The following is a 20,300-nucleotide window of genomic DNA, read 5'->3' as shown; positions in this document are numbered from 1 at the left end:
GCAGGTCCAACCGTACGTTCAGTTGCTATATTGCATCTCGAAAACGGCTGGCTTGGCGTCCTTGTTGTAGAAGCGGGAGTGCTGTCTGAAATCATATGTCGGCACGCCGCCGGGAAAGTCCTTCTCGAACTGCGCAACGCGATCCTTGGTCAGCGGCAGCAGCTTTAGCTTGACATTGTCGGCGTCCGCGGGAACCGGAATACCCTTGATGTGATCGAAAAGGGCGACAAGGGCGAAGCCGCCCTGAAGCCAATGACCGCCAATATCGAAAAGCAGGTCACCGGACTTTACCGCATCGACATTCTCAGGGTTGAGATCCATTCCGACGACCATAACGTCCTTGCCGGGCGCTTTCCCGTGATTCTTGAGCGCAGCCATCACGCCGGTCGCAGTGCCGCCGTTCGCGGCCCAGACGCCGATGATGTCCGGATTGCCCTGGAAGAGCGATTCAAACGCGGTCTGTGACGTATCACGGACGAAATTGCCATCGACTTCGCCGGCGACGCGCACATCGGGCGCTTCCTTGAGAGCGTCTTCCAGCCCTTTGCGGCGATCAATGGCGACCGAGGTGCCGGCGGTGCCGTTCACTACGCCGATCACTTTCTTGCCATCCGACCCCGGCTTGATCGCGGCGAACAGCGCCTTGGCCATTTGGTATCCGGCGTCTTCATCGCTCGGCCCGATAAAGGCGATGTAATTGGGGAAACGCTCGGTTTGAGGCGAAAAATCCGGGTAGCTGTCGGTGAGGATGACCGGTATCTCGGCTTCCTTCGCCAAGGTAAGCCCGCGAGCGGCAGTGGCCCAATAAGGTGTGAAAACAATGCCGTCAACTTTCTGGGCCACCAGGTCCTCAAGCGACTTGACCATCTGGTCGGGCTTGTTGTCGGCATTGAGCACGACGAGCTTTACCCCAAGCTCATCCGCTCCCTTCTTCATGAAGGCGACATAGCTGTTCCAGAATTGCGCATCCAGGGTCGGCACGACAACGCCGACCGTGGGTTCATCGGCAGCGACAGCCGCCGTTGACAAGACGGCCGCGGCAGCGGCGCCGACAAGGGCCGATTTCAGCTTCGACAAGAAAGACATGGTTCCTCCAACCCGGTTCGCAACAGAGCCAAGCGCTCTGAATCGCTGACTTAATTCCCATTTTTTGACAAGAACTGCGCACTTGTCAGCGCCAATTGACGACGATTGACGAACATCGCTTATCACATATGGTCAAAATCAGTCAAAATAATTCTAATAAGGCCAAAAGCGATTGGAATTCGCTCATCGCCATGACAAACCAGTGGGCTCGCCGAATGGATTCGTGATATTCGCGATGCTGGGCTCGCCATGATTCCGGCGAGCGTGTTGCTGCACTGTGCGGAGATACGAACGTGGCAAGGAATGTTCGAAAATCAACGGTGGAAGATACCGGGCCCTCGGCGTCCGCCGGGTCATGGGAAGACGATGGCGGGCGTGGACGGGTCGATCTGATTCCGGCCAAGCGCCATGCTTTCATTCTCGAATGCCTCAAACGGGAAGGAACCGTCGGCGTTCAGGAACTCATCGATCTCATCGGCGCGTCACCTTCGACCATACGGCGCGACCTCGAGACACTTGAGCGGCAGGGAGCATTGGAGCGAACGCATGGCGGAGCGATGCTTCAACGCACGGAACTCGCCACCTTCGAGCCAGATCTCGCCACTGCCGCACACTTCGCCAGGGCCGAGAAGGAGGCCATAGGCGCGGCCATGATGTCGGAACTTCGCCCCGGGCAGAGTGTCATTTTCGATGCAAGCACGACTGTCCTGGAAGTCGCCCGCGCCATCGCGGCTGCACCCATTGCGCTTACTGCCGTCACCAACAGTCTGGCGATCGCGCAGATACTCGCAACCGTGCCGGGAGTACGCCTCGTCATGCTTGGAGGCACCTGCAAGCCGGGTTCCCTAACTCTGGTTGGCCAGCCGGGCGAGAATTTCCTGCGCACCATCCACGCCGATGTGGCAATTCTGGGCACGCATGCCATCACCGGGGACATGCTCACGGAGACCTCGCTCGAGGTCGCGGCGATGAAGCAGGCGATGATCGCCGCGGCACGCCGGGTGGTCGTGCTTGCCGACAATTCCAAATTCACCACTCCCAATTTCTGCACCATCTGCCGCCTGGCCGACATCCACCAGATCATTACCGATGACGGCATCGATCAGGCCAACCTCACCAATCTTCGGACGCTCGATGTGAACGTCCGCGTCGTGCGCGTCAGCCGTCCGGGTTCTTCAGTTGAGCGCTCTTGAGACTGTCGATATCCGGATCATCGCGGACGACCTGACTGGCGCTCTGGACAGCGCGGTTTGCTTCGCCTCGCCAGGCCACGGTGTCGGCGTGAGCTGGCAACTGGATCGTGCGCTCTCGGGGCGTTTGGCTGTCGATATCGCCACACGTGAGGGTGCCGAGACAACCGCCGTCGCGAGACATTCGAGGTACGCGCCGTGGCTTGCCGCCGGACAACTGAGTTTCAAGAAGATCGACAGCCTTCTGCGCGGTCACGTCATCGCCGAAATACAAGCCTGCATCGTCGAGGGTGGGTACCAGCGCGTTGTTCTGGCACCCGCGTTCCCCTTTCAGGGCCGCGTTACACGTCTTGGGCGTCAATGGCGGCTCGACCGGTCCGAAATGGTAGGTCCCGACATCGTCGCCGGCCTGGGTCAGCGCTTTTCGTCTGGCCGGTCGGTACCGGGCGCGCGGCCGGTTCATTTCATCACACTCTACGACGCCGAAACGGACAAGGACCTGGACGAGATCGTTGCCACGGCGAGCGCGCCGCGGACGCTCTGGGTTGGTACGGGCGGCCTCGCTGCAGCGCTGGCACGACACCTAAGCATACCACACAAGCCTGTTCCGGCACTGCCCGCCCCATTCCTGGGCCTTGTCGGCACAAATCACGAAGTCACAGCGGGACAGGTGGCCTTTTTTGCCGCCGAGAATGCGGATGCGCATATCGTCGTGGAACGCGACATCGACAAAGCGAAAAGGGACTTGGCGAAACGGATCATGCGAGGTGCGCCGTCGGTTGTCACCGTCGTTGCATCGGGAGATCGCCACGCGGTGGCAGATCATATCGGCAAGGTGTTTGCCTCGCTTCTCGACGGCTTGCCAAAGCCCGGAACGCTGCTCGTCACCGGCGGTGAAACATTGCGATCGGTGTGCTCCAGCCTGGGCGTCGTCGAACTCACGGTCGAGAGCGAGATCGAGCCGGGGCTTCCGATTTCCAGGATCGAAGGCGGTGTTTTCAAGGGGCTGGCCACAATCTCGAAATCTGGCGCGTTCGGCGACAGCGCCCTCTTCTGCAGGCTCGCGACTCCAGCCCATCGCTGATCAAGACCGTCGCCGGCCAAAGGCATGGGGGCGGGTCATTCGGGCCGGTCAAATCACGTCAAACGACGGTCAGCAGCCCGGGATATGGGCTCGCCTCCCTCGGAGGGGTTGAAAAACATGCCGATTTTCACCGCACCGTTGATTACGAATGACCGCCAAAGAAAACTATTGCGCATTGATGGTTATAAGGATTAGAAGATGATCACAATTGACCGATTAGAGGCGTTCATGTCTGGTCCAAGACTCGGCATCACAATGGGTGATCCTGCGGGCATCGGCCCCGAGATCATCGCCAAGGCATGCGCACGGCTGAAACCGCGCCTTGCCGACGGATCGTTGTCCCTTCTGATCCTCGGCAGCGTCACCGCGATGCGTGCGATGGAGACGATTTCCGGGCGCATTGAGGAGGAACAACCGTCAGCTTCGGCCACCGGGGTTTTTCCGCCGCTAGCCATTCTCGAAGCCGGCCCCGAACGCACACCTATCGAGACAGGCGTCTTGTCGGCGGAAGGCGGGCGCCTCGCCTATCTGGCGATCGAAAAGGCCGTTCGCCTGGCGCAGGCCGGTTCAATTGCGGGCATCGTTACGGCTCCCCTCAACAAGGAGGCGCTCAATCTGGCCGGCTATCATTATGCCGGTCACACCGACATGCTGGCAGAACTGACAGGCGCCCGCGATTCCGTGATGATGCTCGCCCATGGCGATTTTCGCGTCAGCCATGTCTCGACCCATGTAGCGCTGGCCCAGGTTCCGTCGAAACTGACCGAACCTCGGTTGCGGCGGGTTATCCAGCTGACGGTCGAGGCGTTGCGCGGCCTCGGCATTGCCCATCCCCGCATTGCGATCGCCGCGCTCAACCCGCACGCCGGCGAAGGCGGCATTTTCGGCCGTGAGGATATCGACATTACGACCCCGGTCGTCGCCTCCTACACGTCCGCCGATTTTGCGGTGTTTGGGCCTGTTCCGGGCGATACGGTTTTCGTCAAGTTGCGCGCCCGCCAGTATGACGCGGTGGTCGCGATGTATCACGATCAGGGCCATGTCCCGGTGAAACTGCTCGGCTTCAACATCGATCCCGCGACCGGTGAGTGGAAAGCGCTCTCCGGTGTCAATGTCACGCTCGGCCTTCCGATCATCCGCACCTCCGTCGACCACGGCACGGCCTTCGACATCGCCGGCAAGGGCATCGCCAATGAGGACAGTTTGGTCGAAGCGATCGAGTTCGCGGTCCAGATGGCGGCAGCGAAATCCAACCCTTAGGCGTCGGCACGCCTGCAACGCACGCGGAAGCGGATTGAACCATGGCAGCAGAAGACAAGAAATCCTATCTCATGTTGATCGACGGGAAGTTTGTCACCGGCGAAGCCGGCACGCGTTCGGTGATCAATCCGGCCAATGGCAAGGCCTTTGTCGACGTGCCCGAGGCAAGCCCGGATCAGGCTCGCCAGGCGATAGAGGCCGCCCGCAAGGCGCAGAAGGCTTGGGGGCTCAAAGCGCCTCTTGCCCGTGCGGCGATCATGAAGCGGATCGCGGTCTTGATCCGGCAGAACGCCCGACATCTGGCCGAGGTGGTGGTCAGGGAACAAGGCAAACCGATCAATGAAGCAATAGGTGAAGTCGGCGGCGCGGCCGAGTTCTTCGACTACTACGCCGAGTTTGCCCGTCGCATTCAAGGTGAAATCCTGCCATCCGACTACGCGGGAGAGCAGGTCTGGATACAGCGTGTGCCGGTAGGCGTCGTCGCCGCCATTATTCCGTGGAATTACCCGAGCGCCCTGGTCAGTCGAAAGGTGGCGCCCGCCATGATCGCCGGTGACACCATCGTCCTCAAACCGCATGAAGACACGCCACTTTCGGCGCTCGAAATGGCTCGCATCTTTGTCGAAGCGGGCGTGCCGGCCGGCGTCGTGAACATCATAACGGGACGAGGTGAGACCATAGGCGAAGTGCTCTGCACGGAACCCGGCGTCGACCTCATCACCATGACGGGAAGCGTACCGACCGGTAAGCGCATCATGGCGAATGCTTCGCGCAATCTGACGCCTGTTTCGCTGGAGCTTGGCGGCAAGGCGCCATTCATCGTCCTGGCTGATGCCGATCTCGACCTGGCGGTTCGTTCCGCAGCCACGTCGCGCTACATGAATTGCGGACAGGTCTGCATATGCAACGAACGCACGCTTGTTCATCGTTCGATTTACGATCAGTTCGTCACACGCTTTGTGGAATTCTCCAAGTCGCTCGTCGTCGGTGATCCGATGCAGGCAAATACCGATATCGGCCCGAAAGTCAGTCGTGAAGAGTTGGAAAAGGTCGAGGCGGTCCTTGCGGAAGCCGTAGCGGGCGGCGCGAGGCTTGCTCTCGCCGGCGGACGCCCGACTAAGGCGCCCATCGATGGCGGCTACTGGCTCAATCCGACCGTACTGACCGACGTGACGGCTGACATGCCGATCATGACGCGCGAAATCTTCGGCCCGGTCGTGCCGATCATGCCCTTCGACACCTTCGAGGAGGCTGTCAGCATCACCAATGCCACCAACTATGGCCTGTCGGCCTATCTTTTCACCAATGATCTGGGCCGCGTCATGAACGCCGTCAACGAGGTTTCATTCGGCGAGATCTACGTGAACCGGATTGGCCCGGAAATGCTGCAGGGTTTCCATGTCGGCTTCCGCGAAAGCGGACTGGGCGGTGACGACGGCGTGCATGGGCTCGAGAGCTACATGCGCAAGAAGACTGTCTACGTGAACTATTCAGGTGCCGCCACGGCGGCATTGATGCCTTACGGGCGCTGAGCAGCGCCCAACCAGTACGACCAGCCAGGTCGCCACCCGGCCGCTACGGCCGTTTCATATGATCGGGAGGAAATGAAATGCACTATCGTGGATTTATGGCGGCCGCTTTGGCCTTGGCGCTATCGGGATTGGCCGCATCGTCGGCGCGCGCAGATGACACCATTCCACCGGAAGCAAAAGCTCTGCTCGAGCCGCTGCCCCTATCGCCGAGGGGTCAACCCGTCCCAGGCTTCCCGGACGGTCCGCCGGCGGTGTCGCCAGACGTGCTGAAATTCTCCGATGAGGACCTTGCCAAGCTCAAGGCTGGAAAGTTTACCGCTGGACTGGTGATGCACACCATGGATGCCGGCTGGCCTCAGTTGCAGGTCGCAGGAATCAGCAACACGCTCAAGGACCTCGGTATCGAAGTCGTCGGAACCACCGACGCTAAGTTCCAGCCCGGCCAGCAAATCAGCGATCTGGAGCAGATGACCGCCCGCAAGCCGGACGTGATCTTCTCGATTCCGATCGATCCGAAATCTGAGTCCGAAGCCTACAAGAAGGCGGCGGCAGCCGGCATCAAGCTGGTTTTCATGGACAACGTCCCGGTCGATATGGCGCCGGGCAAGGACTATGTGACCGTTGTCGCCTCTGACAATGAGAAGAACGCCTATTTCGCTGCGCAGGAACTTGTCGGGGCGATTGGTGGCAAGGGTGAGGTCGGCATCATCACGCTGGTTTATGACTATTACTACTCGGTCGCGGCCCGCAAGATCGGGGCCTTGAAGGCGTTCGGCGAACATCCCGACATCAAGGTCGCGGATGTCGGTACCTTCACGGCGCCAGAGAAGGCTTACGAAGTTGCCACCGCAATGTTGACGGCGCATCCTGACATGAAGGGTATTTTCGTTGCCTGGGACACGCCCGCCCAGCAAGTCGTGGCCGCGGCAAAGACACTCGGTCGCGATATCGTCGTCACCACCAATGACATTGCCGCGGACAGTGCGCTGAACGTTGCACGTGGCGAATTCCTGGCAGTAGGCGCGCAGCGTCCCTATGACCAGGGCGTCGCCGAGGCCAAGGCAGCCGCGCTTGCATTGCTTGGACATGACGTCCCGCCATACATCTCGGTGCCGACGTTGCGCGTCAAGAAGCTCGACCTTCTCAGTGCCCTCAAGCAGGTCACCAAGGAAGATGCTCCCGCCTCGGTGGTAAAAATCTGCAACGGCGAATGCTTCTAGCCCCTTTTTCGTCGGCGGGCTCCAGCAGTCCCGCCGACGCTCTCCCAAGCGATCGAGAAAATCGTCATGGCCGAAGCCAAAACCTCAACGTCCCGGAACGCGATCGTAGCGATGCAGCGCATCAGCAAGTCGTTTGGCGCGAACCGCGTGCTGTCCAACGTTTCGTTCGAGGTCATGGCCGGTGAAACCCACGCGCTGCTCGGCGAGAATGGTGCGGGCAAATCGACGCTCATGAAGATCCTCATGGGAGCCTATCAAACGGATGAAGGCCGCATTCTTTTCGCCGGAGAGGACGTCACCGCCTTGTCGCTTCGCGAGAGGATCGACCGCGGTATTGCAATGATCTTCCAAGAACTGAGCGTCTTGCCGAACCGCTCGGTTGCCGAAAACCTCTTTGTCCTACGCGAGCCCCTCTCCTTTGGCCGGCGTGTCAACAGTAGAAAAATGGTTCGTGACGCCCAGGCTCTGATCGAGCGGTACGCCTTCTCGCTTGATGCTTCCGCGCGCGTGGGCGATCTGGCCTTCGCCCAACGGCAGATGGTCGAGATCCTCAAGGCGATCTCGCGAGGCGCCAAGCTGCTCGTCATGGATGAGCCGACTTCATCTCTGACCATCCACGAGGAAGAAACGCTTTTTCGCACCATCGGTCAGCTGAAGCAGGGCGGAATCGGTATCGTCTACATCAGCCATCGCATGGCCGATGTGCTGCGGCTTTCGGATCGCATTTCGATCATCAAGGATGGGCGACTGGTTGGCCCACTTGATCCGAGCAAGACCTCCATCGAGGATATCGCCGCGATGATGTCACGGCCAAAGGGCGACGTGCCTTTGCCGACCGCAGCAGCGCCCACGAAACGCCGCCCGGCAACGTCGGTTGGGGCGCCGGCCCTTGAGGTCCGCGATCTAGCCACGTCGCGCAAGCTGTCCGACGTATCGTTCTCGATCGATCCAGGGGAGATCGTCGGTCTTGCCGGGCTTGTCGGCAGCGGCCGCTCGACCTTGGGAAAGGCTTTGTTCGGTATCCTTCCGGATGTATCCGGCCACATCACCGTCGCAGGGGAATCCGTTCGGCCGGGCAGCGTCAGCGGGGCCATCACTGCTGGTGTCGCGCTTGTTCCAGAAGACCGCCGGCTCGAAGGGCTTGTTGGCGGGCGCTCAATCGAGGAGAATCTTGCGCTTCCCCGCCTTTCCGATTTCTCGCTCGCGGGTCCCTTTGGACCAATGGCGAAGGCCCGGATAGCGGCTCTGTTCAGACAATACCGCGACGACCTTAATATCCTGTGCCGCGGTCCCTTACAAAAAGCCCAGGAGCTTTCGGGCGGCAATCAGCAGAAGATCGTCTTCGCAAAATGGCTGGCAATGAAGCCGAAGCTGTTGATCCTCGATGAGCCAACTTCCGGCGTGGACGTCAATGCCAAGCGCGATATGCGCGAGCTTGTGCGCCGCACGGCAGGCGATGGCGTCGCCGTGCTGCTCATTTCGTCGGAACTCGAAGAACTTCTGGATTTGTCCGATCGCATTCTGGTGATGGCGCAGGGGCGGATAACGCGCAGCATGGGCAGCGCGCACGACGAGACCGGGCTTCGCGCGTTGCTGCAGGCCGAGGTCGCCAGGCAAACCACAGTACGCGTCCAGGGAGTTGCAGCATGAAACCGTCCTCGATGCCGATGAGCGCAAATGCGATGAATTTTTTCCGCGATCACGTTACCTATGTGATCTTCCTGGCGATCACCCTCTATTTCGTCTTGTTCGCCCCCCACTTCGCGTCGGTCTCAACCGCAAGCGCGGTTCTGCGCATCACAGCCATCGTCTCCGTGATGGCGATCGGCATGACGTTCGTCATCATCTGCGGCGAAATCGACCTGTCGGTCGGGTCGGTTGCCAGCTTTTCAGGCATGATCGGAGCGTTGCTGCTCGATCAAGGTGTCCCCACCTATGTTGCCGCCCTTCTGGTGTTGGGCGCCGGGGCCACGATCGGCGCGGTGTCGGGCGTGCTTGTTACAAAACTGCGCATTCCATCGTTTCTTGTAACGCTTGGCATGCTGTCCATCTTTTCCGGACTGGCGCTGACCATCACCGGCACCCGGCCAGTGTCGATCGTCGACGATGATTTTTCGGATCTGTTCTGGAACGGCAGTTTTCTGGGCATACAGGCACCGATCTGGTGGACGATCGTCCTTACGGCCGTCGGCTACTACCTGCTGCATCAGATGCCCTACGGCAGACGTGTCTATGCGACCGGTGGAAATGCTGTTGCCGCGCGCTTTTCCGGTGTGCGCACGGACGGCGTCAAGATTTTCGCCTTTGTACTATCCGGCATGACCGCATCCCTTGCTGGCCTGATGCTCGCAGCCCGCTCCACGGCCGGCAATCCCAGCCTGGGAGCGGGTCTCGAACTGGATGTCATCGCGGCCGTGATCATAGGCGGGACAAGTCTCTTTGGCGGTTATGGATCAATCGTCGGTTCCGTCGTCGGCGCAATCTTCATAGGCATTCTCGGATTTGGCCTTCTCGTGCTCGGTCTATCGACCAGCATCCAGGAGGTCATCAAGGGAGCCATCATCATCATTGCCGTCTCGTTGAACCGGCGTTGAAGAGCAGACCCAATGATCGGGCCAGATGCACGCATTCGAGCATCCGGCCTCCGCGGCGGTAGCCGCGGCGCAGGAAAGTTGAGTTTCAGTTTGAAAACCAGCATCGCTGGAGAAACAGGGAGGAAAGTGAAATGACCAGACGTATGACGCTTCTGATGTTGGGTGCTCTGGCTGCATCCACCACAATGTTCACCAGTGCCTGGGCGCAAGACACCTACAAGCCCGGCTGCTATGCTCCCGCGCCAAACAGTGCCTCGGTGATCTCCTATCCGAAGAGGGCCGGACCCTACAAAATTGCCCTGGTCAACGGATATGTCGGCAACGATTGGCGTGCGAATTCCATTCAGACCGCCAAAGCCTGGGGCGCCCGTCCCGAAATCAAATCCAAGCTGTCCGAGCTGAAGATCGTTTCGGTTGGCAACGATTCCACGGCGCAGATCTCGGCGATCGACAACTTCATCGCCGCCGGCTACGACGCCGTGATCATCAATGCCGTCAATCCCACCGCCTTCGACGCAGTCGTGAGGCGCGCCAAGCAAGCCAGTGTGGTGCTGGTGACCTATGACAACGTGCTCGACTCCGACCAGATCGTGCAAATCAACGAAGATCAGGTCGAACTTGGCCGGATCAAGGCGCAGGCCGTGGTTGATGGCATCAAGGCGAAGAAGGGCAATGTCTCGGGTCAGGTTCTCGAAATCGACGGCGTTCCGGGCAACAGCGTCGACCGTGACAACCAAGCGGGATTCAGCGAGGTCTTCTCCAAATATCCCGAGCTAAAGGTGGTCAAGGTCGAGGGTGACTGGGATGTGGGCACGGCCTCGAAAGTGACATCCGACGCCATTGCCACCAACGGCAATTTTGATGGCATTGTCGTTCAAGAGGGCTCGGTTGGCGCACTCGAGGCGATGGCCGCCGCGAAGCACCCGGTCGTCCCGGTCGGGTTCGATGCCGGCAACGGCACGCGCATGCTGGTCAACAAGGGCAAGTATCCTGGCATCACCGCTGCCCAGGCGCCGGCGCTGGCCGCTATGGCGCTCGAGGCCTCGGTCGTGTTGCTGGAGGGCAATGCGCTGCCGCAGAAGGTGTTCCTGCCAATCCCCCAGAAGAACAATGCGGATCTGGCGGAAGGCAAGGATTTTTTCCCCGATCTGCCAAAGACCTTCTACACGGCCACCGGCTTTCCGCAGTGTTTCCCCGTGTTCACGCCCGATGAGCTGAAAGGCCAGACGGCCGACAACGCCAATTGAGCTATGACGCGACCTGGCCGGCGTTTAGGCCAGCCAGGTCGGTAGCAACGGAGCGCGCATGGCCGATCGCTATGTTGAACTGAAATCGGTGTCAAAATCCTATGGCGGCGTTCCAGCGCTGACCGCAGTGGATTTCCGTTGCGAACCGGGACGGGTGCACGCCATTCTCGGCGAGAATGGCGCGGGCAAATCGACCCTGATGAAATTGTTGGCCGGTGTCATCCAGCCGGACGCGGGAACGATCTCCATCGGCGAGCAGACGGTGCGCTTCTCCTCCCCGCGGGAGGCGGCCGAACAGGGCACTGTCTGCATGTTCCAAGAGCTGTCGCTGATGCCGCATCTTTCGGTTGGCGACAATATCGTGCTCGCGGCCCCGCGCACCCGGATGGGGATGATAGAGCGCAGCGTTTATCGTGAAGCGCGCGAGGCCCTGGATCTTGTCGGGGCCAAGTCGATCCCGCTTGGCGCTCGCGTTTCGGGCCTGTCCCTGTCGGAACGACAGCTTGTGGAAATCGCCAAGGCCGTGTTCCGCAAACCCAAGCTTCTTATCCTTGACGAGGCGACGTCGGCGTTGACCAGCGAGCTCGTCGAAACGGTGTTCGGTGTCCTGAGAATGCTGAAGGAGCAAGGTGTCGCGATCCTCTTCATTTCGCATCGCATGCACGAGGTCCACGCCATCGCCGACCGCATATCGGTCTTCCGCAATGGCAGACATATCGAGACCTTCGACGTTGGCGCGCGCACGACCGACGAGATCGTCGGCCTCATGATCGGCCGTTCGCTGGAAGAGCTCTTTCCACCACGCCGCGCGCCTGTGCCTGACACGGCGCCGGTCGTTTTGAATGTGTCTAACGTGAGCTGGGCAGGCCAGCTTGTCGATGTATCCCTGGCAGCGCGCGCGGGCGAAATTGTCGGGCTCGGCGGTTTGGACGCACAGGGCCAGCAGCAGATCATGCATGCCGTCTTCGGTGTGCTGCGCGGAGTGACGGGCCGCATCACGCTCAATGGCAAGCGCCTGAATGGCCTCAAGCCGCCGAGGGTGAAACAATCCGATATCGGTCTGGCGCTCGTGCCTGAGGATCGCAAGACCGAGGGGCTGATCCCCAGCATGTCTGTTGCGCAAAACATGCGCTTGGCGGCCCTTGGGCGGGCCCCCTTCGGCCTGCTTGACCTGGACGGCACCAGCGAGGCCCGGCTGCAGGAGCTGATCGAACGTCTGGCCCTGACCTACGGTTCGCTGGACGATCCCATCGCGACGCTGTCGGGCGGCAACCAGCAGAAGGTGGTACTGGCCAAATGGCTTGTGCTGTCGCCCAAATGTCTGCTGCTGATGGACCCTACCCGCGGCATTGACCTGCCGACCAAGGCGCAGATCTACAGGCTGCTCACGGATCTGGCGGCCGAAGGAATGGCCGTGATCCTGCAATCGACCGACTATGAAGAACTCATTCACTTGTGCGACCGGGTGTACGTCTTCTACCGGGGCAGTGTGGCCAAGGAACTGACGGGGGATCACCTGTCCGCCGATGCCCTCATCGCCGCCTCGATGAACGTGCACCTTCACGCTGGGGTCCAAGCATGATGACCTGGCTTCGCCAAAATGCCAGGGAAACGATCGCCGCGCTCGCGCTGGTGATACTTTTCGCTGGCTATATCGCCATTCATCCGCGCGGCTTTTCGACCTATGTGGTTACCATCTGGTCGAACCAGGGGACGCTGCTTGGGCTCGCCGCGATCGCCCAGTTCTTTGTCGTTTTGGTCAAGGGCATAGACCTTTCGGTAGGGTCGATCATTGCGCTGACCAACGTGATGGGATCCTTCCTCCTCCACGGATCTCCCACGTCGATCGCCCTTGGCATGGTGGTGGTGCTCACCGTCGGGGTGGCCTGCGGACTGGTGAACGGGATTGCGGTCGTCTACGGAGGGGTGCAGCCAATCGTCACGACCCTGGCGACGGGTGGCATATTCGGCGGCATCGCCCTGCTTCTGAGGCCAACGCCTGGAGGCAGCATCGATGAGACAATGTCGGACGCGCTCACCTATGCAGTAGCGGGCATCCCGGTCTCGGCGGTCATTCTTGTCATCGTTCTCGTCGTATTGCTGGTGCTTCTGCGCCGCACGGCCATCGGCCTCGGCCTCTACGCTATCGGGTCGTCCGAACAGTCGGCTTATATGACCGGCCTTCGCGTGAACCGGCTGAAGCTCGTCGCCTACGGCAGCAGCGGCTTTGTCGCAGCTCTTGCCGGCACCTATGTCAGTATGGTTACGCTGACTGGCGATCCGAATATTGCGCCGTCCTACACGCTGAACTCGATCGCCGCCGTCGTGTTGGGCGGTGTTGCGCTAAGCGGTGGTGTTGGCAGCCCCATCGGCGCAGTGATCGGCGCTTTGATCCTAAAGACCATCTCGTCGCTGATGTTCTTCTCCGGCCTGCCGCCATTGGCGCAACCGTTCTTCGAGGGATTGATCCTCGCAACTGCAATTGCACTTGGCGCGCTCGGCGTTTTCCGGGTGCGCAGCCGGCTTGAGTTGTACCGCTGATGACCGGTGCAACTGAGCGAACCGTTACCTCCCGCTGGCTCAACCGAGACCGTGTATCGGTGCTGCTGATCGCGCTGGGCTGCGTGGCTCTGCTGTTGGGTGGTTCCCTGTTGTATCCCGGCTTCCTGAAGCCCGGCTACATCCTGCAACAGCTTCAGATCGCCGCCTTTCTTGGCATCATCGCCACCGGCGCGATGCTGGTGATCCTGCTCGGCGAGATCGACCTTTCGGTACCGTGGACCATTACTGGCACGGCGATCGTAGTCATCTCGGCCTCTGGCAGCTCCAATCCCCTGGTTGCCAGCCTGGCAATTCCCCTGGGACTATGCCTTGGCATTGCAGTCGGCCTCTTGAACGCCATTGGTGTTGCCGTCTTTCGCGTGCCTGCGATGGTGTGGACGCTGGCCGTCAACGCCATGCTGTTCGGCGCTGCGGTCTTCTACACCGGCAACAGCCGTCCCAACGGTGAGGTTCCCTGGCCGGCGACGCAGGCGGCGACCGGCCGGACCTTCGGCATCCCCAATGCTTTTCTCGTTTGGCTGGTGGTCGCCGCGATCACCATCTGGGTTCTCAAACGGACCGTTTATGGAAACTATCTCTACGCACTGGGCAATTCGCGACGTGCCGTGTTTCTCGCCGGGGCGCGGGTTCGTCTGGTTATGGTGGCAACTTTCGTCCTTGCCGGGGTGTTTTCCAGTTTCGGCGCCATCCTCCTGCTCGGCTACACCAATCAGGCCTATCAGGGCATGGGGGACCCTTATCTCATGCCGGTGATCTCGGCCGTGGTGATTGGGGGGACCTCGATTCAGGGCGGCCGAGGGAACTATATCGGCACGTTCGCTGGTGCGATCTTCATCACGCTTCTGTCGTCGATCCTGTCGGTTATGCAAATGCCCCCTGCTGCGCGCCAGATAATTTTCGGTGCGATCATCCTGGTCATGCTGCTGGTGCACGGGCTCACCAACAAGAAGGAAGGCATCTGAAAGCCAATGGCGGTCAGCGATCCAACGTGGATGCCGTGTCCACGTCCATGAGGCAGTCAAGGCTGTGATACCGATGGCGCCGAGCGCGAGTTGCACAGGCATTCTCGCGACATTGAAATATCCATCAGGCCGAGTGCAAGCCCAAACGGGCCGGTCGGCTGGCAAGGCAACCCCAGCAAGCAAGGCATGTCAAAATGGCATACTACGAGGTTCTGGATGATCGCTTCCAAGATTTCATTATCTCTCTGTGCAAACTTGAAAAACTCCATACTGGAATGCGCTGGGCTGAAGGGCCCGTGTACTTCGCCGATGGCCGCTTTCTGCTCTTCAGCGACATTCCCAACAACAGAATGCTGAAGTGGGATGAAGTGACGGAGAATGTTTCCGTTTTCCGCTATCCTTCGAATTTCTCCAACGGCAATACGCGCGACCGGCAGGGACGCCTGGTCAGCTGCGAACATGGGCAGCGGCGCGTCACGCGCACTGAGTATGACGGCAGCATCACCATCTTGGCCGATCGGCTCGAGGGCAAACGTCTCAATTCTCCCAACGATGTCGTGGTCAAATCCGACGATACTGTCTGGTTCACCGATCCGCCCTACGGCATCCTGAGCAACTATGAGGGCTACAAAGCTCCCAGTGAGATCGGAGCCTGCAACGTCCTCCGCCTTGATCCAAGGTCAGGTACGCTATCGGTGGCTGCCGGCGACTTCGACAAGCCAAACGGCCTTGCCTTCTCCCCGGACGAGGCACATCTCTATATCGCCGACAGCGGCCGTTCCCACGGCCAGGATAAACCGCACCATATGCGTTGCTTTGATGTGGGCGAAGACGGCCGCCTTTCGAATGGTCGCATCTTTGCCGAGATCGATCCCGGCATCCCCGATGGCTTTCGGATCGATGTGGACGGCAATTTGTGGGTGTCAGCTGGCGACGGCGTGCACTGCTTTGCGTCGGACGGTACGCTTCTTGGCAAGATTCTTGTTCCTGAGACTGTCGCCAATGTCTGCTTTGGCGGACCTCATCGAAATCGCCTGTTCATCGCCGCCAGCAGCTCGCTCTATGCCGTCTATCTCAACACAACCGGGTTGCAGGTCTGCTGAGGGAGCAAAATTTCCGGTGACCGGTTTACAATCCCGTCCGTCCCAGGTTGAGCAATCCATTGTCGACGGTGGTCGGGTCGACCAACAAGCGCGGGTTTATACTAGCAAATGCAACTAGCGCAAATCCAGAATTTGGCCGTTGGTAAACTCGGACTTAGGATCGGAGACCCTACCCGCAGCCAGGAAACTCTCCTGTGTTAATGCGACTTTTCGAGCAAGACTCGGAACATTGGCCATTTCCCTGGAAAATCCAGAGTGCGGTGTTCAGAAATGGCAGTCGCGGGCCGCAAGCAAAAAATGGCAACCTCGCGAAAACAGTGGTCGCGGCTGTGATCAAGCCAAAACTAGACGACAGTTGGGATATCTCAGGGCGCGCCATTTGTGAACAAACCTAGCACTCCTGCCGGAGCTGCTCCGCCGCCCACCGCCAGACCTCCCTGAAGCCAGCTCGGTCGAAGTCAATCGGCGACTTCTGCTTCCAGAGCGCGCCCTTGCCTTAGGCCACCGTCAGACCGGCGAACTGCTCGATAGCGGCCAGGCGATAAGCCATGATGTCGACGGAACAGCTTCGAAAACGCGGACGAAGTCTCGTAGCCGACACGGGTCGCAATCCGTGCAATTCCCTCGTCGCTTGTTTCGAGCAGAAACGCGGCCTCCGACATCCGGCGCGCGATCAGATAGCGGTACATGGACTCGCCGACGAGCTTAGTGAAGCGAGCCGAAAACGCCGACCGACCAAGTCCCACGCTTTGCCCGAGGTCGCCAAGCGTCCAGGGGCGATCCGGCCGTTGGTGGATCAACTGAAGTGCCGGTCCTATGTGTGGGTCTGCCATGGCCCCCAGCCATCCGCCTTCTCCGGGGCCGAGCGACTTGATCCAGCTTCGCAACACCTCGACGAAGAGCACTTCAGTCAGACGTGAGAGCGCAACGCCTTGTCCGGGACGCTCGAACGCCGCCTCGCTCACCATGCGTTGCAGAATCGCCGCGAGCCATCCTCCGTCTTCCGTCGGTTTCAGGAGAAGCACGGGCGGAAGCAATTCCAAAACGCTACCGCGCGAGGGGGTTGCCACAGTGAAATTACCACAGATCATCGTCGCGTGCGGTTGCTCGCCGCCTCCATGACGAACGAGGCCAAGACGCCCGGCTAATCGATCGATGTCGACAATCGGTACCGGCCCCGCCTGGCTATCCGAGTAGATCACATGGGGCACGCCCCGCGTGACGACAACAAAGTCGCCCTCGGTCATGTGGAGCTCTCGTCCCTGTTCAAGCGCGAGGGTAGCCGAACCACGGCTGAGATAGTGGAAAAGGGCGTAAGGGCGCTTTGGCAACGCAAGATTCCAGGGATGGCCGAGCTCGAAGTGGAACAGCAAGGTTCCGCCAAGGCGAATGCGATCAAGCACTTCAGCGAGGATGTCCATGTCACTGACGTTAGCCCTTCGGACGATCCGACACAACATTCGGACGATTGTGCCCTAGCGTCCGCGACCTTCGCGGACGATCTCATGTCGCAGCGGCCGATGCATCGCGAGGTCATTCATTCGCTAACCGGCAGATGGATGGACCGTGGCTTCGCACAGACGGCTGCCCATTCTCGGACGCGCGTCGTCCGCCATTCCAACGGGAGCAATCCAATGCGAAATCTTCTACTTTCCGTCGCCACAGTCCTCATGGCCGGAGCAACAATTGCCGCACCCGCCCAATCGGCTCAACTGCCCAAGGGGGCGGCTCGCAATATCGTGCTCGTCCATGGCGCTTTCGTGGACCAGACAAGCTGGAAGCCGGTTGCCGATATCCTCACGAAGAAGGGCTACAACGTAACGCTCGTCGAAAACCCCCTCACCTCCCTCGCCGCGGACGTCGATGCCACCAAACAGGCGCTCGCGAAACAGAACGGCAAGACCGTTCTCGTTGGCCACTCCTGGGGCGGTGTGGTCATCACGCAAGCAGGTGATGATTCGAAGGTCTCGGCGCTCGTCTATGTCTCCGCATTCGCGCCTGACGTGGGACAATCCCTGGCCACCCTGGCCAAGAGCGGTCCGGCCACCGAAGGCGGCGCGGCAATTCATCCCGATGAGAAGGGCGATCTCTACATCGATCCCAAAGTGTTTCCTTCGGCAGTCGCGGCCGACCTTCCTCCAGAGATCGCCGAATCCCTGGCAAACCATCAACTGCCGTTGAACCACACCGCATTCGAGGCTCCGGTCGATACGGCAGCCTGGCACGATAAGCCGACGTTCTATGTGATCAGCACGAAGGACAAGGTCATCGCCCCTGAGGTCCAGAAGATGTTCGCCAACAGGATGAAGGCCCACACGACGGAGGTCGCCGGCAGCCATGCCTCCCTCGTCGTCCATGCGAAGGAAGTCGCCGCAGTCATAGAAAAGGCCGCACTCGTGAAGTGACGATACCGCTCCCGGCACTTTCGTGCCGGGAGCACCACGTCTGGTCGGCGGGCTACGGAATGCCTTGGGCCACGAGCGGCTCAAACCTAGCCAAAACCGCACCAGCTACTCCCACTCGATTATTTAAGCCAAGCATCCGGAGGATGACATGACTGAACTCGACACCGCGACTCAGGACGCCGCCACGCTAGAAACGGCGCCCACCCGTTACATCGAAGGCGGCGGAATCCGCTTTGCCTATCGCCGCCTCGGCCCATCGATCGGAACGCCGCTGGTTCTCCTGCAGCATTTCTCGGGCAACATCGACGCCTGGGACCCCGCCGTCGTGAATGCCCTGGCCGCCGATCGACCGGTGATCGCTTTCGATAACGCCGGGGTCGGCCGCTCGACAGGCCAAACGCCCGACAATATCGAGGCGATGGCCCGAGACGCGGTCGCCTTTATCAATCTGCTTGGCCTCCCCGAAGTCGACTTGCTGGGCTTTTCCCTCGGCGGCTTCATCGCGCAGCAGATCGCCGCCGACCACGCAACTCTGGTCCGCAAGCTCATCCTCGTCGGCACGGCTCCGAAAGGCGGTGAGGAGCATCTCTTGGCGGTTCTGCAGGACGCGTTTTCCCAAACCGACGCGCCGGACCCCCGCCTTCCGCTATTCTTCACGAAGTCGTCCGCCAGCCAGCAGGCCGGCCTGGCGTTTCTGAAGCGGGCGAAGGTGCGTAAGGAAGATCGTGATACCGATAACGGCAGCACGGTGACCGATCCGCAGGCCAAGGCGCTGATTACCTGGTGCGCCACTCCTGATCCCGAGCACGCCACTCTGCGCGCCATCCACCAGCCAGCCCTTGTGCTCAGCGGCAGCCATGACACCATGCTCCCGGCGGACAACGCCTACGCAATGTTCAAGGCTCTAAGCAACGCCCAGCTGGTCCTCTATCCCGATTCCGGCCATGGCTCGCTGTTTCAGTATCCCGAATTGTTCGTCAACCACGTCCGAACCTTCCTGGAAGCGTAGTGGCGGTTGTCGCACCTTATTCTTCAGAGCTGTTGCGGAGAAAGAAATGACAATCGCAAAGGTCGAGGTTGAGCGTTTCAGCCTGACGTGCTCCAAACCATTCGATGCCGTTGTTGCCGCGCTCAAGTCAGCGGTCGGGCAACCTGACATGGTCGAATTTTTCAAGGCGACGAGCGCTGCAAACTCCTTCTCGGATTTGGAGCGCGTTGTGCAAAGCGGCCTCGGCCGTACAGGTCTCATGCTCTTCGCGGAATTCGACCTGGGCGCCATTCTGCGCCGCGAAACTGGGGCCGAGACTCCCAAGAGCATGCGGTTTTTGGTGGGCAATCCACTCATTATGAAAGATATGGTCAAGCACGTTCCCGATGCTGGATCTTATGCCCCGGTCACAATCCTTGTTGATCAACGTCCCGATGGCGTACATGTCTCCTATGACAAAATGGAGAGTTATCTGCTCTCCTATGGTGATTTGGAGGCTCTTGCTGTCGCCCGCAATCTTGATGCGAAAATCACAACCTTGTTACGCGAATGCGCAAGCTAAACTCTCCTGATGACGCTTCAAAAGACGCATGGAAGTGAGAGCCCGTCCCGAAAACCGACGACGCGGATGGTAACCATGGCGCGACGGCTTTGAGCAAAGCGGTCGCCGAAGCGATTGTGGGCTCGGCATCCTTGCGGGTCGAGCGGAGCGGCTCGGTACGGTATCGCTTCCAGAGACGTGACAGCCCCGCGAGCAAGCGTTCCTTCTCGGCGGCACCACCTGCGTCACGACGCGACCCGCGTTTTCCCCTATTGAACTCGCTGGCTCAGTCGAACTCACCCGCAGGCGGCAGCTGAACTGGACAATGCGCCCATCGGCATTAGCCCATCCCTTCAGGTAGAAAACCGGGAGGAAGTGGTGCTTGTTGGACTCGCTCTGTTTGAACTCCTTTGTCATGCAGCGTCTATATCGCGCCAGGCGCCCACCTTGATACGGCCACTGTTTATCGCGACTATCGCCGCCAGGTAATCTGCCTTGCCTGCCGGGTTCCGGTTCGGCGCGGCAC

17 protein-coding genes are annotated in these 20,300 nt (G+C 60.1%); 15 read left to right on the top strand and 2 right to left on the bottom strand.

The window, feature by feature from the left end; all coding sequences use genetic code 11:
- Positions 1–18: 18 nt before the first annotated feature.
- Positions 19–1,212, bottom strand: a complete 1,194-nt coding sequence (locus AC0L3E_RS02275; RefSeq protein ID WP_128308066.1) for an ABC transporter substrate-binding protein — start codon at positions 1,210–1,212, stop codon at positions 19–21.
- A 194-nt stretch (positions 1,213–1,406) separates the two neighbouring features.
- Here AC0L3E_RS02275 and AC0L3E_RS02270 point away from each other — a divergent pair, with 194 nt between their 5' ends.
- The 12 genes from AC0L3E_RS02270 to AC0L3E_RS02215 all read left to right on the top strand — a co-directional run bounded on the left by AC0L3E_RS02270 (position 1,407) and on the right by AC0L3E_RS02215 (position 15,840).
- Positions 1,407–2,279, top strand: a complete 873-nt coding sequence (locus AC0L3E_RS02270; RefSeq protein ID WP_473604152.1) for a DeoR/GlpR family DNA-binding transcription regulator — start codon at positions 1,407–1,409, stop codon at positions 2,277–2,279.
- Positions 2,266–3,360 (top strand): four-carbon acid sugar kinase family protein, encoded by a 1,095-nt coding sequence (locus tag AC0L3E_RS02265; RefSeq protein WP_128308065.1) that lies wholly within the window; start codon positions 2,266–2,268, stop codon positions 3,358–3,360. Before AC0L3E_RS02270 ends, AC0L3E_RS02265 begins: the two co-directional genes overlap by 14 nt.
- 228 nt (positions 3,361–3,588) lie before the next feature.
- Positions 3,589–4,620 carry a 4-hydroxythreonine-4-phosphate dehydrogenase PdxA gene (gene pdxA, locus AC0L3E_RS02260; RefSeq protein WP_206631188.1) on the top strand — a complete coding sequence of 344 codons (1,032 nt, stop codon included), beginning with the start codon at positions 3,589–3,591 and terminating at the stop codon, positions 4,618–4,620.
- Positions 4,621–4,661: 41 nt separating this feature from the next.
- Positions 4,662–6,152, top strand: coding sequence for an aldehyde dehydrogenase (aldA, locus tag AC0L3E_RS02255; protein WP_128308064.1), 1,491 nt, complete (start codon positions 4,662–4,664; stop codon positions 6,150–6,152).
- Between the two features lie 77 nt (positions 6,153–6,229).
- A complete protein-coding gene (locus AC0L3E_RS02250; RefSeq protein ID WP_473604151.1) occupies positions 6,230–7,372 on the top strand; it encodes a substrate-binding domain-containing protein in 1,143 nt (380 codons plus the stop codon).
- Between the two features lie 66 nt (positions 7,373–7,438).
- Positions 7,439–9,022, top strand: coding sequence for a sugar ABC transporter ATP-binding protein (locus tag AC0L3E_RS02245; RefSeq protein ID WP_128307563.1), 1,584 nt, complete (start codon positions 7,439–7,441; stop codon positions 9,020–9,022).
- Entirely contained in the window at positions 9,019–9,966 is a 948-nt protein-coding gene (locus AC0L3E_RS02240; RefSeq protein ID WP_128307562.1) for an ABC transporter permease, read from the top strand. The genes AC0L3E_RS02245 and AC0L3E_RS02240 overlap by 4 nt, the downstream gene beginning before the upstream one ends.
- 131 nt (positions 9,967–10,097) lie before the next feature.
- On the top strand, positions 10,098–11,213 hold the full coding sequence (locus AC0L3E_RS02235) for a sugar ABC transporter substrate-binding protein (protein ID WP_473604150.1): 1,116 nt from the start codon (positions 10,098–10,100) through the stop codon (positions 11,211–11,213).
- Positions 11,214–11,271: 58 nt separating this feature from the next.
- Positions 11,272–12,795 (top strand): sugar ABC transporter ATP-binding protein, encoded by a 1,524-nt coding sequence (locus AC0L3E_RS02230; protein ID WP_473604149.1) that lies wholly within the window; start codon positions 11,272–11,274, stop codon positions 12,793–12,795.
- Entirely contained in the window at positions 12,792–13,754 is a 963-nt protein-coding gene (locus AC0L3E_RS02225) for an ABC transporter permease (RefSeq protein WP_128307560.1), read from the top strand. The genes AC0L3E_RS02230 and AC0L3E_RS02225 overlap by 4 nt, the downstream gene beginning before the upstream one ends.
- A complete protein-coding gene (locus tag AC0L3E_RS02220) occupies positions 13,754–14,737 on the top strand; it encodes an ABC transporter permease (protein ID WP_128307559.1) in 984 nt (327 codons plus the stop codon). The genes AC0L3E_RS02225 and AC0L3E_RS02220 overlap by 1 nt, the downstream gene beginning before the upstream one ends.
- 194 nt (positions 14,738–14,931) lie before the next feature.
- Complete coding sequence (locus AC0L3E_RS02215; protein ID WP_128307558.1) at positions 14,932–15,840, top strand: SMP-30/gluconolactonase/LRE family protein; 909 nt, start codon at positions 14,932–14,934, stop codon at positions 15,838–15,840.
- A 458-nt stretch (positions 15,841–16,298) separates the two neighbouring features.
- Here the strand turns inward: AC0L3E_RS02215 and AC0L3E_RS02210 are convergent, their stop codons facing one another.
- Entirely contained in the window at positions 16,299–17,261 is a 963-nt protein-coding gene (locus AC0L3E_RS02210) for an AraC family transcriptional regulator (protein WP_473604148.1), read from the bottom strand.
- 213 nt (positions 17,262–17,474) lie between these two features.
- Between AC0L3E_RS02210 and AC0L3E_RS02205 the strand changes: the two genes are divergently transcribed.
- The 3 genes from AC0L3E_RS02205 to AC0L3E_RS02195 all read left to right on the top strand — a co-directional run bounded on the left by AC0L3E_RS02205 (position 17,475) and on the right by AC0L3E_RS02195 (position 19,795).
- Entirely contained in the window at positions 17,475–18,245 is a 771-nt protein-coding gene (locus tag AC0L3E_RS02205) for an alpha/beta hydrolase (RefSeq protein ID WP_128307564.1), read from the top strand.
- A gap of 148 nt (positions 18,246–18,393) precedes the next feature.
- Entirely contained in the window at positions 18,394–19,254 is an 861-nt protein-coding gene (locus tag AC0L3E_RS02200; RefSeq protein WP_473604147.1) for an alpha/beta fold hydrolase, read from the top strand.
- 46 nt (positions 19,255–19,300) lie between these two features.
- Complete coding sequence (locus AC0L3E_RS02195) at positions 19,301–19,795, top strand: DUF302 domain-containing protein (protein ID WP_128307555.1); 495 nt, start codon at positions 19,301–19,303, stop codon at positions 19,793–19,795.
- Positions 19,796–20,300: the final 505 nt, after the last annotated feature.

The organism is Mesorhizobium sp. WSM4822 (genome assembly GCF_055811155.1).
This window is presented reverse-complemented; position numbering and strand designations above follow the sequence as displayed.

Bases quoted from the DNA above. Each gene is read 5' to 3' on its own strand.
- AC0L3E_RS02195 (WP_128307555.1), top strand. From the start codon at position 19,301: ATGACAATCGCAAAGGTCGAGGTTGAGCGTTTCAGCCTGACGTGCTCC.
- AC0L3E_RS02245 (WP_128307563.1), top strand. From the start codon at position 7,439: ATGGCCGAAGCCAAAACCTCAACGTCCCGGAACGCGATCGTAGCGATG.
- AC0L3E_RS02225 (WP_128307560.1), top strand. From the start codon at position 12,792: ATGATGACCTGGCTTCGCCAAAATGCCAGGGAAACGATCGCCGCGCTC.
- AC0L3E_RS02200 (WP_473604147.1), top strand. From the start codon at position 18,394: ATGACTGAACTCGACACCGCGACTCAGGACGCCGCCACGCTAGAAACG.
- AC0L3E_RS02210 (WP_473604148.1), bottom strand. From the start codon at position 17,261: ATGGACATCCTCGCTGAAGTGCTTGATCGCATTCGCCTTGGCGGAACC.
- aldA (WP_128308064.1), top strand. From the start codon at position 4,662: ATGGCAGCAGAAGACAAGAAATCCTATCTCATGTTGATCGACGGGAAG.
- AC0L3E_RS02215 (WP_128307558.1), top strand. From the start codon at position 14,932: ATGGCATACTACGAGGTTCTGGATGATCGCTTCCAAGATTTCATTATC.
- AC0L3E_RS02205 (WP_128307564.1), top strand. From the start codon at position 17,475: ATGCGAAATCTTCTACTTTCCGTCGCCACAGTCCTCATGGCCGGAGCA.
- pdxA (WP_206631188.1), top strand. From the start codon at position 3,589: ATGTCTGGTCCAAGACTCGGCATCACAATGGGTGATCCTGCGGGCATC.
- AC0L3E_RS02250 (WP_473604151.1), top strand. From the start codon at position 6,230: ATGCACTATCGTGGATTTATGGCGGCCGCTTTGGCCTTGGCGCTATCG.
- AC0L3E_RS02235 (WP_473604150.1), top strand. From the start codon at position 10,098: ATGACCAGACGTATGACGCTTCTGATGTTGGGTGCTCTGGCTGCATCC.
- AC0L3E_RS02230 (WP_473604149.1), top strand. From the start codon at position 11,272: ATGGCCGATCGCTATGTTGAACTGAAATCGGTGTCAAAATCCTATGGC.
- AC0L3E_RS02240 (WP_128307562.1), top strand. From the start codon at position 9,019: ATGAAACCGTCCTCGATGCCGATGAGCGCAAATGCGATGAATTTTTTC.
- AC0L3E_RS02220 (WP_128307559.1), top strand. From the start codon at position 13,754: ATGACCGGTGCAACTGAGCGAACCGTTACCTCCCGCTGGCTCAACCGA.